Source organism: Trueperaceae bacterium (assembly GCA_031581195.1).
Taxonomy (GTDB): Bacteria; Deinococcota; Deinococci; order Deinococcales; family Trueperaceae; genus SLSQ01.
Genome location: JAVLCF010000050.1, coordinates 1 through 16,984, shown reverse-complemented (window position 1 = coordinate 16,984; position 16,984 = coordinate 1). Strand labels below are relative to the sequence as shown.

17 protein-coding genes are annotated in these 16,984 nt (G+C 76.6%); 10 read left to right on the top strand and 7 right to left on the bottom strand.

The window, feature by feature from the left end; translation table 11 throughout:
* The 4 genes from RI554_06285 to RI554_06270 form a co-directional block, all read right to left on the bottom strand.
* A partial coding sequence (locus tag RI554_06285; GenBank protein MDR9391620.1) for a hypothetical protein occupies positions 1-612 on the bottom strand: 612 nt, incomplete at its 3' end.
* Between the two features lie 46 nt (positions 613-658).
* Positions 659-1,105 (bottom strand): disulfide oxidoreductase, encoded by a 447-nt coding sequence (locus RI554_06280; protein ID MDR9391619.1) that lies wholly within the window; start codon positions 1,103-1,105, stop codon positions 659-661.
* Positions 1,102-1,749, bottom strand: coding sequence for a thioredoxin domain-containing protein (locus tag RI554_06275; GenBank protein MDR9391618.1), 648 nt, complete (start codon positions 1,747-1,749; stop codon positions 1,102-1,104). The genes RI554_06280 and RI554_06275 overlap by 4 nt, the downstream gene beginning before the upstream one ends.
* 63 nt (positions 1,750-1,812) lie before the next feature.
* The gene (locus tag RI554_06270) at positions 1,813-2,412 is read right to left on the bottom strand and encodes a DUF3105 domain-containing protein (GenBank protein ID MDR9391617.1); all 600 of its coding nucleotides are present in this window, start codon (positions 2,410-2,412) and stop codon (positions 1,813-1,815) included.
* 209 nt (positions 2,413-2,621) lie between these two features.
* On the opposite strand from RI554_06270, the gene RI554_06265 reads away from it, so the two are divergent.
* The 8 genes from RI554_06265 (at position 2,622) to RI554_06230 (ending at position 10,337) form a co-directional block, all read left to right on the top strand.
* Positions 2,622-3,221 carry a superoxide dismutase gene (locus tag RI554_06265; GenBank protein MDR9391616.1) on the top strand — a complete coding sequence of 200 codons (600 nt, stop codon included), beginning with the start codon at positions 2,622-2,624 and terminating at the stop codon, positions 3,219-3,221.
* Between the two features lie 110 nt (positions 3,222-3,331).
* Positions 3,332-3,826, top strand: a complete 495-nt coding sequence (locus RI554_06260) for a helix-hairpin-helix domain-containing protein (protein MDR9391615.1) — start codon at positions 3,332-3,334, stop codon at positions 3,824-3,826.
* Entirely contained in the window at positions 3,823-6,054 is a 2,232-nt protein-coding gene (locus tag RI554_06255; protein MDR9391614.1) for a ComEC/Rec2 family competence protein, read from the top strand. Before RI554_06260 ends, RI554_06255 begins: the two co-directional genes overlap by 4 nt.
* Before the next feature lie 8 nt (positions 6,055-6,062).
* Positions 6,063-6,827, top strand: coding sequence for a serine/threonine-protein kinase (locus tag RI554_06250; protein ID MDR9391613.1), 765 nt, complete (start codon positions 6,063-6,065; stop codon positions 6,825-6,827).
* Positions 6,824-7,795 (top strand): DNA polymerase III subunit delta, encoded by a 972-nt coding sequence (holA, locus tag RI554_06245; GenBank protein MDR9391612.1) that lies wholly within the window; start codon positions 6,824-6,826, stop codon positions 7,793-7,795. Before RI554_06250 ends, holA begins: the two co-directional genes overlap by 4 nt.
* Positions 7,792-8,313 carry a pantetheine-phosphate adenylyltransferase gene (gene coaD, locus RI554_06240; protein MDR9391611.1) on the top strand — a complete coding sequence of 174 codons (522 nt, stop codon included), beginning with the start codon at positions 7,792-7,794 and terminating at the stop codon, positions 8,311-8,313. The genes holA and coaD overlap by 4 nt, the downstream gene beginning before the upstream one ends.
* A gap of 106 nt (positions 8,314-8,419) precedes the next feature.
* Complete coding sequence (locus RI554_06235; protein MDR9391610.1) at positions 8,420-9,412, top strand: Hsp33 family molecular chaperone HslO; 993 nt, start codon at positions 8,420-8,422, stop codon at positions 9,410-9,412.
* A 16-nt stretch (positions 9,413-9,428) separates the two neighbouring features.
* Entirely contained in the window at positions 9,429-10,337 is a 909-nt protein-coding gene (locus tag RI554_06230) for a DMT family transporter (protein MDR9391609.1), read from the top strand.
* A gap of 8 nt (positions 10,338-10,345) precedes the next feature.
* Here RI554_06230 and plsY read toward each other — a convergent pair whose 3' ends face one another.
* Positions 10,346-10,954, bottom strand: a complete 609-nt coding sequence (gene plsY / locus RI554_06225) for a glycerol-3-phosphate 1-O-acyltransferase PlsY (GenBank protein ID MDR9391608.1) — start codon at positions 10,952-10,954, stop codon at positions 10,346-10,348.
* A gap of 146 nt (positions 10,955-11,100) precedes the next feature.
* Here plsY and RI554_06220 point away from each other — a divergent pair, with 146 nt between their 5' ends.
* Positions 11,101-12,678 (top strand): rhomboid family intramembrane serine protease, encoded by a 1,578-nt coding sequence (locus tag RI554_06220; GenBank protein ID MDR9391607.1) that lies wholly within the window; start codon positions 11,101-11,103, stop codon positions 12,676-12,678.
* 21 nt (positions 12,679-12,699) lie between these two features.
* Here RI554_06220 and RI554_06215 read toward each other — a convergent pair whose 3' ends face one another.
* Both RI554_06215 and RI554_06210 read right to left on the bottom strand, forming a co-directional pair.
* Complete coding sequence (locus tag RI554_06215) at positions 12,700-13,995, bottom strand: FAD-binding domain-containing protein (protein ID MDR9391606.1); 1,296 nt, start codon at positions 13,993-13,995, stop codon at positions 12,700-12,702.
* Between the two features lie 18 nt (positions 13,996-14,013).
* The gene (locus RI554_06210; GenBank protein MDR9391605.1) at positions 14,014-15,615 is read right to left on the bottom strand and encodes a S8 family serine peptidase; all 1,602 of its coding nucleotides are present in this window, start codon (positions 15,613-15,615) and stop codon (positions 14,014-14,016) included.
* A gap of 37 nt (positions 15,616-15,652) precedes the next feature.
* Between RI554_06210 and fni the strand changes: the two genes are divergently transcribed.
* On the top strand, positions 15,653-16,681 hold the full coding sequence (gene fni, locus RI554_06205) for a type 2 isopentenyl-diphosphate Delta-isomerase (GenBank protein ID MDR9391604.1): 1,029 nt from the start codon (positions 15,653-15,655) through the stop codon (positions 16,679-16,681).
* Positions 16,682-16,984: the final 303 nt, after the last annotated feature.

Here is a 16,984-nt window from a genome sequence, read left to right as displayed (position 1 = left end):
GTCGACGTCCTCGGTCCACGCGAACGGGTCGTTCTCGGGGGGTGGGGGCACGTCGCGTCCCTCGGGGTGCGAGCGGACGCGCGGGGCGCGGGGGACGTCGTCCTCCCACCCGAGCGGTTCGGGCGCCTCGCCCGTCAGCATCGCCGGGTCGGGGTCGCCCGCGTCGAGCGACGCGAACGCGTCGCCTCCGGCCTCCGGCGGGGCGCCGGCGGGCGGCGCCGGGTCCGGGGCGGGCACGGCGGGCGTCGGCTCGCGCAGGCTCGTCCAGGTGCTCGGGGTGACGTCGGGCACGTCGCGGCGGGGGCGCTTGCGGAGCGACAGCGTCACCACGTCCCCGTCGAGGTCGACGAGGAGTTCGTCGTTCACCTCCACGTCGTGCCGTTCGAAGTACGCCTCCAGCCCCTCGAGGCGGCGGGGGGGCTCGGCGTACAGCGTGAGGGGGGCGTCGGCGTCGGCGTCGTACGCCGCCACCTCGCCCTCCGGCAGGCGGCCGGCGAGGACGTGCGGCACCTGCACGCCGCCGCTCTTGAGGCACATGCGGGTGATCCCGATCGCGGGCGGAGCCTCGCGCCGGGGGGCGTCGTCGCCGTCGGGCCGTGGTGCGTCGCTCACCGCTCCATCCCTTCGCTTGCGAGTGTAGCAGCCGCGGCGGGCGGCTTCAGCGGCGGCGCATCACGACGACGCCCAACGCGACCCCGATCAGGGCGAACGCGGCGAACGCCATCACCGGGATCGTGACGAACCCGGCGTACTCGACGTACGCCGCGCTGCACGGGACGCCGGCGTTGCAGGCCCCGATCCCCCCGAACCCGGGGATCTTCTGCTCCGCGACGTGGAACGCCGCCACGACCGCGCCGAGCCCCGCGAGGGGGAGGGCGTACCCGACGACGCGCGGGTCGCGGCGCCAGGCGGCGAGGCCCAGCAGCCACACGAGCGGGTACATGAGGATACGTTGGTACCAACACAACGTGCAGGGAACGAACTGGCGGACCTCGCTGTAGTACAGGCTCCCGAGGGTCGCGGCGATCGCCACCACCCAGGCGCCGTACAGCGCGAGGTCCTGGACCGCGTCGGGCGGGGACCCCTCGGGAGGGCTCTGCGTCACCGCGCGTCGGCGAGCGCGTCGTCGATGGCGGCGGTCACGTCGTCGTAGTTGGCGGCCGGCACGAAGGCGCCGTTCACGACGACCGACGGGGTCCCGCGTAGCCCGAGCGCGTCGGCGCGTTCGCCGTCCGCCTTCACCGCCTCGAGGCCGCGTCCGCTGGCGATGCACGCCTGCAGGTCGTCGGCGTCGAGGTCGTCGACGTAGCGCTCGGCGAGCGCGACGGCGTTCGCCTCGTTCAGCGTGTCCTGCGCCCGGAAGGCGACCTCCTCGAAGCGCCAGAAGGCGTCGTCGCCCTGCTCCGCGACGCACTCGCCGACCTGCGCGACGCGCTCGGATTCGGGCCCCATCACGACGAAGTTCTTCATGTAGTACGCCACGTCGCCGCCGTCGACGTAGTCGCGCTTCAGGCGCGGCGCGACGTTCTCGACGAACGTGCCGCAGTGCGGACAGAGGAAGTCCTCGAAGACGACCACCTCGACGGGGGCGTCCGTGGCCCCGAGGCGCGGCTGCTCGGCGAGGGCGAGGTCGTCGCCCGCGGCGGACGCCGCTTGGGAGCCGGACGCGCCGGAGGGAACGAACCACACGAAGCCGGCCACGGCGACCGCGGCGGCGAGGGTCACGAGGATGAGGATGCGTCGGTTCATGCCCGAAATCCTACGCGATGACGGGCGGCGGGGCGGTCGCGCGGCGGCGGCGACCGCCCGCGCTCAGGGAACGTGGTGGTCGATCCCTTCGAACGCCGCCAGGAACGCGCCCATCCCCTCGGGATCGATCGCGTCGAAGCGTTGCAGGCGCTGCCAGGCGGTCATCGCGAAGTCGGTGGGCATGTCCGGCCGCGGCGCGATCACGACCCGCCGGTAGCGCGCCGTCACGTCCTCGAGGGCCGCCAGCCGCGCGTTCGTCGCGTCCGGGTCGCCCGCCGGGCGGTACCAGACGATCACGCCGCCGTCCTCCATGTTGTGGATCAATCGCTGGTCGTGCGGGGCGTCGCCGGGTTCGTACGTGCCCCACGCCGCGAGCTCGTTCGTGTGCGGCCCCGACGTCGGCGGGTCGGAGTTGTACGCCGGCACGTTCGTGCCCAGCGCGACGTGCCGGTTGCCTTGACTCGGGAAGCGCTCGCCCGGCAGGCTCGCCGACCGCGCGACCTCCAGCGCGATCGGGACCGCGATCAACGCCGCGACGCCGACCGCCCCCACGATCCAGGGGGCGCGGCTCGCCTTCGGCTGGGTCGCCCCGGTGCGCTTCTTGCTGCGGCTCTTCGCGCCGCCCGCCTTCGCCTCCGCGTTGCCTGCACCACGCTTCGCCATGCCCCGGAATCTAGCAGGTCGCCCCGCCGAACCCCGTGTCGCGTCGCCCCCAATCGGGACGATCGTCCCTTCTCGTTTGCGGCGTCGCCCTGTAACGGAGCGCGCAGGGGGCGGCGGGACGCTCTGCTACCCTCGCGCCGGACACGGGCCCGGACGACCGGCACGCGGCCGCTTCGCGCCCGACCACATTCTCGCTAGGGGGTACCACCATGGCGTACGACCTTCCGAACCTGCCCTACGCCGTCGATGCGCTCGAGCCGCACATCGACGCGCGCACGATGGAGATCCACCACGGGAAGCACCACGGCGGGTACGCCAGCAAGCTGGCGGCGGCCGTCGAGGGCACCGACATGGACGGCGAACCCATCGAAACCATCCTGCGGCGCGGCGCCGACGCCCTGCCGACCGCGGTCCGCAACAACGGCGGCGGGTACGCGAACCACAACCTGTTCTGGGAGATCCTCTCGCCCCAGGGTGGCGGCGAACCGACCGGCGACCTGGCCGCCGCGATCCAGACGACCTTCGGCTCGTTCGACGCCTTCCGAAGCGCCTTCGACGCCGCCGCCACCGGCCGCTTCGGCAGCGGGTGGGCGTGGCTGGTCGTCAAGCCCGGCGGTGACCTCGCGGTCTACAGCACCGCGAACCAGGACAGCCCCTACATGGACGGCGACGTGCCCATCCTCGGTCTCGACGTGTGGGAGCACGCCTACTACCTGCACTACCAGAACCGCCGACCGGACTACGTGGCCGCCTTCTGGAACCTCGTGAACTGGGACGCGGTCGCCGCGAAGTACGCCGCGGCGCGCTGAGCGCCGCCACCGCACCGACGCGTAGACGGGCGCGGGGAACCTCCCCGCGCCCGTCCGCATTCCTCCCCCCGCCGGCGCCGCTCCGCACCCCGCGTCGCTAGCGTGCGGGCGTGCCCCGCGACGCCCCCCTCGCTGCGCTGCTGCTGGCCCTGACGTTCGGCTCGGTCGCGCTCGAGCTCGCCCCGCGCCTCCTCGCTCCGCCGCCGCTCCCACCCCCCGAGCGGGCGCCCTTGCAGGTCCAGGTGGCCGGCGAGGTCCACCGGCCGGGCCCCGTCACGCTGTCCTGGGGCGCGCGCGTCGCCGACGCGCTCGCCGCCGCCGGCGGCCCCACGCCCGCCGCCGCGACCGACCTCCTCGACCCGCGACGCCCCCTCGTCGACGGCGCGACCGTCCGCGTCCCCGCCCGCGGTACGCCGCGCGGGGACGCCCGCGTGTCGCTCAACGAGGCGTCCCCCCGCCTCCTCGCGACCCTGCCCGGCATCGGGCCGGCGCTCGCCGCGCGCATCGTCGAGGCGCGACCGTTCCACGCCGTCGACGACCTCGTCCGCGTCTCCGGCATCGGGCCCGCCACCCTCGACGGCGTCCGCGAGCACGTCCGGCCGTGACGCACGCCGCCACCCCCGAACCCGCCCCGCCGTTCGTGCCGTGGCCCGTCCCCGCCGCCCTCGGCGTGGCGGCCGGGATCGCGGGGCACGCCGCCGGTGGGCCCGCCGCGGTCGCCACCGCCACCGTCCTGGCGCTCGCGGGGGCGCTCGCCGGGCTGCGGCCCCCGCCCGGGCCGGCCCGGCGCGCGGCGGTTCGCGCCGCCCTGGTCCTCGCCGTCGCGCTCCCGCTCGGCGCGGTCCGCCACGCCGCCCGCGAGGCGCGCCCCGCACCGCTCGCGCCCCTCGCGGGCGACGTCGTCGAGCTCGCCGGCCGCAGCGACGGGCGCTTCCTCGACGTCGCCGGCACGTCGGCGCGCGTCGTGCTTCGCCCGGTCGGGGCGGTCCCGCGCGGCACCGTCCGCGTGCGGGGACGCCTCGCAGCGACGCAGGGGGCGGACAACCCCGGCGGCTTCGACGCCCGCGCGTGGGCGCGGCGCCGCGGCGCCCACCACGTCCTGTTCGTCGACGCCGTCCCCATGGCGGTGCCCCCGACCGGCCTCCGCGCCCGCCTCCGCGCGGCGCTGGTCGCCGGTGGGGGCGGCGAGCGCGGCACCCTCCTGCGCGCCCTCGTGCTCGGCGAGCGGGAGGAGGCCGGTCCGCTCCGGACCCGCTTCGCGGAGGCCGGCCTCGCGCACGTCCTGGCGCTCTCGGGGTTGCACCTGGGGATCCTGGCCGGCGCCCTCGGGGCGCTGCTTGCCCCCCTCGGTCCCGCGCGCGGCGTCGGGGTCGCCGTCGCCGCCGCCGCGTTCGCCGCCTGGATCGGCCCCACCCCCAGCCTCGTGCGGGCCGCGGCGATGACCGGTGCCGCCGGCCTCCTCGCGGCGCGCGGCGTGGGCCGGGCGTCGCCCTTCACGACCCTCGCCCTCGCGGCCCTCCTCACGCTCGTCGCGCGCCCCGATTGGCTCTTCGATCTGGCCTTCGTCCTGTCCTACCTGGCGCTGCTCGGGATCCTCGGGATCGGGGCGCCCCTCGCGGAGCGGGCGGCGGACCGCTTCGGACCCCGCCACCCCGCCACCTGGACGCTCGGCGGGCTGGCGGTCGGGACGTCGGCCTGGGCGGCGGGCCTCCCGTGGGTGCTCGGCGCGTTCGGCGAAGCGGCGCTCGCCGGACCGCTCGTCAACCTCGTCGCGGTGCCCCTCACCACCCTCCTGCTGCCCGCCGGCGCGCCCGCCGCCCTCGTCGGTGCGCTCGTCCCGCCCGTCGCGCCGTTCGTGGGGGCGATCCCCGACCTCGGGGCGGGCGCGCTGCTCGCCGTCGCCGACCTCGCGGCCCGCGGCCCCCGCCTGACCGGCGGGACGCTCGGCGCGGGCGACGCCGTCCGGTGGGGGCTCCTCGCGGTCGCCGCCGCCCTCGCGGTGCGCGGACGCCTCCAGCTGCGGACCCTGACGGCGGTCGCGAGCGGCGTGGCGGTCGCCTCCCTCGTCGCCTCCGCCTGGGGGGCGCCGGCGGCGGCCCGGCCGGCCCTGTGGGTGCTCGACGTCGGGCAGGGCGACGCGCTGCTCCTGCGCGTGCCCGGCGAGGGCGCGGTCCTGATCGACGGGGGCGGCACCCCCTACGGCGACTTCGACGTCGGCGCGGAGGTCGTCGTGCCCGCCCTCCGCGCGCTCGGGGTGCACCGCCTCCGCGCCGTCGTCGCCACCCACGCCGACGCCGACCACGCCGAGGGCCTCGCCTCGGTCGTGCGGGCGCTCCCGGTCGGGACCCTCGCGTACGGGCACCCCGCCCCCGACCGCCCGATCTGGAGGCACCTCGCGGAGGTCGCCCGCGCCGAGGGCGTCCCCACCCGCGAGCTGCGGCGCGGGATGCGCCTGGCGTTGGGGGACGTCACCCTCCACGTGCTGCACCCCACGCCGCGCCCGAGCGGCGACGCGAACCGCGATTCGGTCGTGCTGCGCATCGACTGGCGCGACCGGGCGTGGGCGCTGCTGGCCGGCGACGTCCCCACCGCCGTCGAGGTCGACCTGGCGGTCCCCCGCACACCCCTCCTGGTCGCGCCGCACCACGGCTCGTCGCACTCGACCGGGACCGCGCTGCTCCGCGCGGCCGCCCCCGACGTCGTCGCGATCTCCGCCGGCGGCGACCGCTACGCGCACCCCGCCCCCGACGTCCTGCGCCGCATCGCCGACGCCGGCGCCGAGGTCCGCCGCACCGACCGGGAGGGGGCGCTGCGCTTCGAACCCGCGTGGTAGCGTCCCCCATGCTGCGCACCGTGCGCGTGCTCGCGGAGAACGGGCCGGTCCGCGTCGAGATCGCCCGTCTCGGGGGCCCTGCGGGTCGCCTCGTCGTCGTCAAACGCCTCGTGGGGTTCCACCCCACGCTCGAACGCCGCCTCGCCCGCGAAGCGGAGGTCGTCACGAAACTCGACCACCCCGGCATCCTGCCGCTCGTCGAGACGCGCGACGGTGCGCTCGTCTACCCGTACGTGCCCGGCCCCAGCCTCGCGGTGCTGGTGCGGGGCGGACCGTTGCCCGCGCCCCGCGTCGTCCGCTTCGCCGACGCCCTGCTCGCCGCCCTCGCCGACGCGCACCGGCACGGCGTCGTGCACCACGACGTCAAGCCGGACAACGTGCTGGTGCGGGGCGACCGGCCGATCCTCACCGACTTCGGTTTCGCGAAGGACCTCGGCCTCGCCGCGATCACCGGCGCCGACACCGCGCTCGGGACCCCGCACTACATGGCGCCCGAGCAGTTCGACGGCGCGCGCGGTGACCCCCGCAGCGACCTCTACGCGCTCACCGCGACGCTCTACCACGCCCTCGTCGGCACGCCCCCGTGGGGTTCGGAGGCGCTCCGCGTCGCCGCCGGCGGGGCCGACCTCCCCCTCGCGGCGCCCCCCGGCGCGGGCGCCGCGCTCGCGCCCTGGTTGCGGCGCGGCCTCGCGCGCGATCCCGCCGCGCGGTTCCCCGACGCGGACGCCATGCGCGCCGCCCTCCACGGCGTCCGCCGCGAGGTCGCGGCGTGATCCGCGCCTTCGGGGGCGACCCGTTCCTCGTCCGGCGCGCCGCCCTCGCGGCGCTGCACGAGACCCTGGGGCCGGGCGACGAACGCATCGAGCTCGGCGAAGGGCTCGACGCCGAACGCCTCCGCGACGCCGCCGCCCAGGGCGGCCTGTTCGGCCGGGCGGTGCTGCTCCTCGATTTCGAGGCGGCCTTCCGCGGGCAGGCGGGCGCCACCGCCCGCACCGCCGTCATGAAGGCGCTGGAGGCGGTGCCCGACGACGCCGCGATCGTGGCGATGGACCCGCCGGCGACGCCCGCGCGGCAGAAGCGCTGGCGGGCGTTGGGCGACTGGACGTTCCTGCCCACCCCCCGCTTCGGGAAGCTCCGGGGCTGGATCGCGGGGGAGCTTCGCGACGCCGGCGTGGACGCCACGCCCGGCGTCGCGGCCCTCCTCGCCGACCTGTTCGGGGAGGACCTGCCCGGCCTCGCGTCGGAGATCGCGAAACTCGCGGTGCTCGACGGACGCCTCGACGAGGAGCGCGTCGCGGCGCTCGTGCAGCGGCCCGCGAGCCGCGACGCGTTCGACATGATCGACGCGATCACCGCCGGGGACGCCGCCACCGCGGTGCGGACCGCGCGGCTGTTGCTCGACGCGGGCGACGCGCCGCCACGCATCCTCGGCGCGGTCGGCTGGCAACTCACGCTCGTCGCCAAGGCGGTCGCGCTGCGCGCGCGGGAGGGGGACGTCCCCGACGGGGAGGCGGCCCGCGCGTTGCAGGTCGCGCCGTTCCCGGCGGGCAAAGCCATGAAGATCGCGCGGGGGCTCGACGAGGCGTCGCTCCGCGCCCTGCTGGAGGCGCTGCAGGAGGCGGAAAAGGCGGTGAAGACCGGCGCGCGCGATCCCGCCTGGGCGATCGAAGCCCTCGCGTTGGGTCTCGCGGGCCGCTTCGCGCAGGGCGCCTCCGGCCGCGCGGTATCGTCGCGCCCATGATCCACGCCGTCTACCCCGGCAGTTTCGATCCGCTCCACAACGGGCACGTCGACCTCATCCACCGCGCCGCGCGCATCTACGACCGGCTCACGGTCGCGGTGCTCGACAACCCCGCCAAGCGCGCCGCGTTCGACGTCGGGCGCCGCGTCGCCATCCTGCGCGAGGCGACCGCGGACCTCGAGACGGTGCAGGTCGACCGCTTCCAGGGGCTGCTGGTGGACTACATGCGGCGGGTCGAGGGGCGCGTGATCGTCAAGGGCCTGCGCGCCATCAGCGACTTCGAGTACGAACTGCAGATGGCGCACCTCAACCGCCAGTTCAACGCCGACGTCGAGACGACGTTCATCATGACCGCCACCCGCTGGTCGTACGTGTCCTCCTCGCGCGTCAAGGAGCTCGCCCGCTACGGCGCCGACGTCTCCGGCCTCGTGCCCGCCGCGTCCCTCGAGGCGGTCCGGAGCCTCGCCGCCGAGGCGGGCGTCGCGCCGGGCGGCGCCGGCCCGGCGCCGGACGGCTAGACTCTTCGCCGGTTCCGCGCCCGCCGCGCGGCGTCCCCGGCGCGGCGCCGGGGACGCACGACCCGCACGGCCCCGCACGCTACGACCCTTCGGAAGGTGGAACGTCATGGCTCACCTGCTTCGCGGCTTGACCGCCGACGGCGCGATCCGCGCGATCGCCGCCGACACGACCGACCTCGTCGACGACGCCGTCCGACGCCACCGGACGAGCCCGACCGCCGGCGCGGCGCTCGGGCGGACGTTGACCGCGACGAGCCTGCTGTCGCACGTCCTGCTCAAGCACCCCGACGACCGCGTGACGCTGCGCATCGACGGGGGTGGGCCGCTTGGGGGGATCATCAGCGAGGGCGGTCTCGACGGCAGCGTGCGCGGGTACGTCGCCCGACCCGACGTCGCGCCACCCCTCCGCGACGACGGCAAACTCGACGTCGGTGGCGCCGTCGGGCGGCAGGGCTCGATCGAAGTCATCCGGTCGCACGCCCCCTACGGCGACCCGTTCTCGAGCTCGGTCGAGCTCGCCTCGGGCGAGATCGGCGAGGACGTCGCGGGGTTCCTCGCGCGTAGCGAACAGATCCCCTCCGCGGTGCTGTTGGGGGTGTACTTCGAGGGGGGCGCGGTCCACACCGCCGGCGGCGTGATCCTGCAGGCGATGCCGGGCGCGCCGGACGCCGCCCTGGACCTCCTCGAAGCCAACGTCCGGGCGTTCGGGTCGCTGACCGACGGCATGCGCCGCGACGGGCTCCTGGCCAGCCTCCACGAACTGACGTGGGGCATGGAGATGGGGTTGATGACCGACGAGGCGTTGCCGCTCCGGTTCGCCTGCCGGTGCAGCGACCAAAAGGCGCTCGAGGCGCTGGCGTACTTCACGCCCGACGAGCGCGAACGCATGATCGCCGAGGACGGCGGCGCCGAAGCGGTCTGTCACTGGTGCGGCGAACGCCGCTGGATCGGGCCCGACGCCATCCGCTCGCTCGCCGACGCCGGCGACGAGGTCCGCTGTCCCGACTGCGGCGCCCTCTGGTACCGCCGGACCGGCACCGTCACCATGCGCGAGGGGGAGATCTGCGCCTGCGGCCGTCCGGTGGAGCTGCCCAGTTGAGGCGTTCGGCGCGCTGATGCCGGCGTTGGCGTACGCCGCGCTGCTCGGGGTCGTCGTGCTCTGGGGGTCGGCGTTCCCCGTCATCAAGATCGGCCTCGAGGGGCTCGGGGTCGCGCACCTGACGCTGATGCGGCACCTCGTCGCCTCGCTCGCCTTCCTCGCGTTCCTCCGCGTCGCCGGCGTCCGCCTCCGCCCGCGCGCCGCCGACGTCCCCACCTTCGCCCTGCTGGGCTTCCTCGGCATCTTCGTCTACCACACGGCCCTGAACGCCGGCGAACTGCGCGTCTCCGCCGGCGCCACGAGCCTCATCATCGCGTCCGCGCCGGCCCTCACGGCGGTGTTCGCCGCGATCCTCCTGGGGGAACGCATGTCGCGCCGCGCCTGGGCGGGCAGCCTCACGAGCTTCCTCGGGGTGGTCCTGATCGCGCTCGGGGACGGCGACGCCTTGCGGTTCGATCCGTTCGCCGGGTTCCTGGTCCTCGCGGCGGTCGGGACCAGCCTCTACTTCGTGCTGCAGCAACGCATCCTGACCCGCTACCGGCCGCTGGAGACGACCGCCTTCGTGACGTGGGCGGGGACGGTGCCGATGGTCCTGTTCCTCCCCGGCCTGCCCGGCACCCTCGCGGCGGCGCCCGCCGACGCCTGGGTCGCGGCGGCGTACGTCGGGCTGTTCCCCTCCGCGGTCGCCTACACGCTGTTCACGTACGCCCAATCGCGCGCGCCGGTCACGCGCGTCGCGACGATGCTGTACGGCGTGCCGGTCGTCGCGCTCGCCGCCTCGTGGGCGTTGCTGGGGGAGGTCCCGGCCCCCCTCACGCTGGTCGGGGGCGCGATCGTCATCACCGGGATCGTGATCGTCCAACGCGCGCGCCGGGCGGCGCGACCCGCGCCCGTCCCCCCCGCGCCGCCCACGCCGTCGCGCTGACGCCGGCGTCAGCCGGCGTCGCGCGGCGTGCCGAGCCGCCGCTCCGTTCCCGCCGCGAGGCGGACCAGGTTCTCCCGGTGCCGCACGAACATGAGCGCGACGAGCGTCGCCGCGAGGGTGACGTCCACCGGCGCCGCGGCGCCGGAGGCCAGGAGCATCAGCGGGACCGACGACGCGCCGACGAGCGACCCGAGCGAGACGTAGCGACCGATCACCATCGCGATCAGCGCGACCGCCAGCCCGACGAGCGCGTGCGTGGGGTCGACGACGAGGAACACCCCGAAGCTGGTCGCGACGCCCTTGCCGCCCCCGAAGCGCAGGAACACGTTGTAGTCGTTGCCGAGAACCGTCGCGAAGCCGATGAAGGCGACCGTCCACGGGTCCAAGCCGAGGAGGGTGGGCACGAGGACCGCGAGGGCGCCCTTGAGGGGGTCGAGGATCGCGACGACCGCGGCGGCGCCGGGACCCACGGCGCGCAGGACGTTCGTCGCGCCGATGTTGCCCGACCCGACTTGGCGAATGTCGACGCCGCGCAGGCGCGCGACGACGAGCCCGGCGGGCACGGCCCCCAACAGGTAGCCGAGGAGTCCGAACGACACGGCCAACAGCAGCGACACGGAACCTCCAGGCGACGTTTCGACGTTCGCGGTCGCGACGTCCGAACGGCGACGGCGCGCACCGGCGGTGCGAACGCACGTCCGTCGCAGCTTCGGCGTCGCGGCCGCAGTCTACCGCACGGGCGCGAGGCGGTACCCTCCCGCCCATGAGCGATCTCGCCCTCGCCGCCCTCGTCCTGGCGATCACCGGCGCCTACGCCGTCCGCTGGAGCCGCCGCCTCGCGCCCCCCTGGAGCGAACTCCCGGCGAAGACCCTCGCGGCGACCGGCCTGGCGCTGGCGGTCCTCGCGAGCGAGGTCGCGAGCAGCGGCGACGATCCCCTCGCGACCCTCGCGCTCGCGGTCGCCGCCGCGTACGTCCTGGCGCCGATCGCGTTGCCGTCGCTCGGGCGGGCCGGGGCGTACGGCGTCGCGCGCGCCGCGACGCGGGTGGCGTACTGGACGCCGCCCGCCCGCCACGGCATCGCCCGCGTGGTGGCGCAGGCGGCGCTCCGGCGGGGTGACCTCGACGCCGCCGGACGGTGGCTGCCCGACGACGCCCACCTCCTCCGCGTCCAGTGGTGGGCGGCGAGCGAACGGTGGGACGACGTCCTCGCCGATGCGCCCGACCGCCCGGCGGAGGCGACCGGCCCCGCGGAGGCCGACAACCTCGCGTTGGTGGACGACGCGCGGATGCGCGCCCTCCTCGCCCGCGGCCGGCTCGACGACGCGGACGCGCTCGCCGCGCGCCTCGCGCGCGACGCCGAAGCCGACGAGGCGGGCCCCCTCACCGAACGGGTCGCGGTGATGGCGGGCGCCCGCCTCGCCGCCGCCCGCGGGCGCCTCGCGGAAACGCAACGCCGCCTCCAGCCGCCCCCCTCCGGCGTGCCCGCCCACGAACTGTTCGCCGTGCTCGCCACCGCCGCCGACCGCGCCGAGCACGCCGCCGCCGGCGACCTCTGGCGCCGCGCCTACGAGGCGGCGCCGGAGGGCTGGCGACCCCGCTACGCCGCGCACCTCGAGGCCGCCGGGCGTGCCGTTCCGCACGTCCGCACCCACCGTCCCGTCGCGACGCTGGCGCTGGTCGCCACGATTCTCGCGGCGTTCGGTGCGCAGGAGGCGCTCGACCGGACCCTCGACCCCGTCCTCACCGCCGTCGGGGCGTTGCGCCCGAGCTCCGCCGCGGCGGCGTTCCTGGTCGGCATCCCCGGGGTGCCCGACGGCGAGGCGCTCTGGCGTTGGGTGTCGTACGCCCTCGTGCACGGCGGCGTGCTGCACGTCGGCTTCAACGCTTGGGTGCTGTTCGATTTGGGCCGCCTCTACGAACGCCGCCGGCGGGCCGGCGACCTGCTCGGCGCCTTCGTCCTCGGGACCGCGCTCGGCGCGTGGGCGACGGGGGTGCTGCAGGCGGGCGACACGGTGGTGTTGGTCGGGGCGTCCGGTGGCGTGCTCGGCGTCGCGGGGGCGCTCCTCGCCGACGTGCTGCGGGGCCGGAGCGACGCCGACCGCGCCCTCACCCGCACGCTGCTGCAGTGGATGGCGTTGATCACGGTGTTCAGCTTCGCGGTGCCCGGCGTTTCGCTGTGGGGGCACGTCGGCGGCGTGCTCGGCGGGGTGCTGTACGGCTTCGCGCGCCAGGGCCTGCCCGCCACGGCCCGCATTTCGCAGGGCGCCGGCGTCGCGGCGATCGCGACGTTGGCGGTCGCCGCGGGCGCCGCCGGGCGGATCGTCGCGTCGCTCCTCTGACCGCCGCCGCTCGGCCGGGGGTCAGTCGAACCGCCCGACGACCTGCGGGCGCGCCACCTTCCAGAAGGCGCTGAACGACCGAAGCGGCGCGTCGACCCGCGCGAAGGGGGCGTCCTCGACGACGGACACCGGGAGGCGTTCGTCGAGGCGCGCCAACGTCCGCCAGGTCCCGGGATGCCACGAGCCCGGCGTCACGACGCTGGCGCCCCCGAGGGCCCGCACCCGCTCCGCGAGGGCGTCCTCGTCCTCCACGAGGGACGCCGTCGCCTCGCGCCCTCCGCCCTGCAGGTGGCGGACCAGATCCAGCGCGAGCTCCGCGGCGAACGCCACGCGGCCGAACGTCCCGCCCTCCTCGCGGAGCCGACGCGCGTCGAGCATCACGACGACCGGCGCGTCCGGGGCGGCGTCCAGCGCCGCGGCATGCCGGGAGAGGCGTTCGGCGTGCAGCAGCACGACCGGCCGGTCGCCGGGACCGCGCCGGAGGCGCGGGACCGGAACGTCGCGCACCGTGCGCGGTTGCTCCTTCGGCCGGCGGGCGTACCCCCCGCCGGCGTACCCCCCGAAGTAGCGGCGGTCGAGGGTGTCGCGGTCGGTGTCGAACGGCGCGCCGTCGCACCCCTCCAGCCCGAACCGGCGGAGGTTCGCGCCGTCGAAGACGTACGGTTTGCCGCCGAACGTCGACGCGACCCACTGCCACGACAACGCGTTCGGGCCGGGCTCGCCGTCCAGCAGCCGCCGGTAGAGGAACCGTTCGCCGTCCTCCCAGGCGTGCCCGGCGTAGTGCACCCACCAGCCCGCCAGCCACAAGCGACCGTGGTTGTGCAGGTAGCCGCTCGCCGCCAGGTCGGCCAGGAGTCGGTCCATGCAGGGGAGGCCGGTGTCGCCCTCCGGGACGCCGGGCGGGGGGCCGGGCGCCTTTTCGGCGGTCGGGTACTTGTACGGCTCGAGGCTGCGGTAGACGCGGCCCCCGAGCGCGCGGAAGCCCTCGCGGAAGAACGCCTTCCAGCCGAGCTCGTCGACGAACTTCGCGAGGTCCTTGTCCATCCGTCCGTGCTTCGCGCGGACCGACGCCAGCACCTCGCGGAGGCTCAGCACCCCCCACGTGACGTACGGGTTCAGCCGCGAGACGTTCCCCTCGAGGTGGTTGCGCGTCGATGCGTAGCGGCGGACGTCGTACGCCGCGAGCGCCGCCTCCGCCGCCTCGTGGCGGGCCGCCGGCGCGCCGGGGAGCGGGCTCGCGGGGCCGGCGTACAGCCCCTCCAGCGCAGCGGGGGTGGCGCCCAAGCGCGGGTGGTCACGGTCGAGGGTCAGGTCCATGCGCATGCCTCCATGGGGTCACTCCCAGGGCGCGGTCCACGCCGTCCCGCAGCGCGTTCCGACGCCCAGCGCCGCGTCGGGGCAGGGCACGCCGAGCCCGACGGCGTCCGGGTCGGCGTCGGTCGGGCGGGCCGCGGCCCGGAGGACGGCGGTCAGCAGGGCGTCGCCGGCGAGCGTCGGGTCGTCCGACGCCAGCAGGGCCGCGACGCCGGCGACGAACGGCGTCGCCATCGAGGTGCCCTGGAGCGCCTCGTACCCGCCGTTCGCGACGGTCGACCACACCCCGTCCCCGCCCGGACCGACGCCGCCCGGGGCGACCAGATCGACGCCGTGCGCGCCCCCCGTCGGGGGCGTCGCGAAGTAGCGCGAGAAGGCGCTGCGGGCGAGGGACGCATCGAGGCTCCCGACCGCGACGGCGCACGGGCCGTTGGCGGGCGCCAGGACGCCGCTCCCGGCCCGGTCGCGCGGCTCCCCGGAGCGCAGGTTGCCCGTGGCGGCGAAGGCCACCACGCCGGCCGCGCGCGCGTCGCGGAGCGCCGCCTCGATCGCGGGGATCGGCGTGGTGGTTCCCTCGAACCCCAAGCTGAGGTTCGCGACGTCCACCGGCGCCGCGCGGCGGGGGAGGCCGTCGACCGGGAGGCCCGCCACCCACCGGACGGCGTCGGCGACGTCGCTCGCCGACCCCATGCCCTTGCGGCTTTCGCCCCGGTCGTCGAAGACCTTCACCGGCAGGACCCGAACGCCCTCGGGCGCCACGCCGCGCCCGCCGACGCCGTTGCCGCCGACCGCGGCGACGATGCCCGCGACGTGCGTCCCGTGATCGTCGATCCCGGACGGGTCGTCGTCGCCGTCGTACACGTCCCACCCGGCGTCGAGGCGGGCGGCGAGGTCGGGGTGGTCGAGGTCGATCCCGCCGTCGATCACCGCGACCGTGACGCGCGACGAGCCGCGCTCGGTGCGCCACGCCTGCGGCGCCCCGAAGTCGGTCAGGTGCCACTGCGCGGACAGCAACGGATCGGTCGGGAACGCCGCGCCCGACGCCTCCGGAGGGGTGGACCCGCCCGGGGCGTCCCGGGCGGGCCGGATCGGGGTCGCGATCGGGTCGGGGTGGGCGTACGCCACCGCCGGGTCGTCCAGCAGCCGCCGCGCCGCGGCGGCGGGGGCGTCGCCCGCGGCGACGCGCATGCGGACCGCGCCGCTCGAAGCGCGCGCGGCGCGCGCCCCAAGGGGGGTGAGGGGGCCGCCGCCGCGGGGCGCCTCCAGCGTGAGGCCGTGCCGCGCCGCCACCGTCTCGGCCGACGCGGCGGTCGCGCCCCGCGCGGCCGGGCCGAGCGACGGGCGCAGCCCCACGAGGACGCGCGACGCGTCCACCTTCGCGGCGCCCGACGCCGCGGCGTCGATCCACGCCTCCGACCACGCCGTCCACGTCTCGGGGGTGGGCCCGGCGAGGTCGCAGCGCTCGACGACGGCGGCGACCCGCGCCGCCCCGGGGGGCGGCGCGAAGGGGGACGGGACGCCGGGGCTGCAGGCCCCGAGCGCGGCGAGGGCGAGCGCCGCGACCGCGACGCGCACGCCGTCGCGGCGTGCGCGTCGGCGCGGGGGGTGGGATCGACCGTTCACCGGGCGAGCCTACCGCCGCGCGCGGTAGCGTGACCGGGTGCCCGACGACGCCCCCACCCGGAAACGCCGTCACGTCGACGCCTGCCTCGCGGGGCCGGTCGCCTACCGCACGCGGACGACCGGCTTCGAGCGGGTCGACCTGCCCTACCGCGCGCTGCCCGAGACCGACCTGGCGACCGTCGACCCCCGCACGACCTTCCTCCGCCGTCCGCTCGCCGCGCCCCTGTTGATCGGTGCGATGACCGGCGGGGCGGACCTCTCCGCGACGTTGAACGAGCGGCTGGCGATCGCGGCGCAACGCGTGGGCGTCGGCATGATGCTGGGATCGCAACGCGTGATGCTGGAGCGGCCCGAGGCGACCGCGACGTTCGCGGTGCGGGCGCACGCCCCGGACGTGCCGATCCTTGGGAACCTCGGGGTTGCGCAGTTGAACCGCGGCTACGGCGCGGACGCGATCCGGCGGGCGATCGACGCGGTCGGCGCCGACGCCCTCGCGCTGCACGCCAACCCGCTGCAGGAGGCGCTGCAGGAGGGGGGCGACGGCGACTTCCGGGCGCTGGTCCCGACCCTGCGGACGCTGCCCGCGGAGGTCGGTCGACCGTTGCTCCTCAAGGAGGTCGGGCACGGCCTCGCCGCCGACCTCGTCGCGACCCTCGACGGGCACGGCTACGCGGCGTTCGACGTCGCGGGGGCCGGCGGCACCAGTTGGGCGCGCGTCGAGCAGTGGGTCCGCTGGGGCGAGATCCGTAGCGAGGACCTCGCGGAGTGGGGCATCCCCACGCGCCGCGCCGTGCGCGAGGCGCGCGCCGCGGCGCCGGGGGCGACCCTGATCGCGTCGGGGGGACTGCGCAGCGGCCTCGACGTCGCGAAGGCGATCGCCTCCGGCGCCGACCTCGCGGCGGTCGCAGCGCCGCTGCTCGAGCCCGCCACCCGCTCGGTGGACGCCGTGGAGGCGGTCCTGCGGCGCTTCATCGGCGAGCTGCGCGTCGCCATGCACGGGGCGGGCGCACCGGATCTCGCGGCGTTGCGCCGCATCGAGCCGGTGCCGCGGGAGGACCGCACCTAAGCGCGGTCCACGGTCCGAGCCCAGGGGTGGGGGGCGCACCGCCGAGGCCCTCCGGGAACGGCGCCGCTTGCGCCGGCCCACCCCGATACCTTAGGATTTGAGGTATCGGCCGGAGCGGCGCCCCGTGGCGCGCGCGACGCGGTCCCCCTGGAGGTGACGCCATGTCCACGACGAACGCCCGCACGTCCCGAAACGACGCCTCGAACCCCGCCCCGAACGCCTCTTCGAACGACGTTCCGTCCGCCTCGGACGGCAAACGCAAGGCGTTGGATAGCACCCTGGCGCACATCGAGCGGCAGTTCG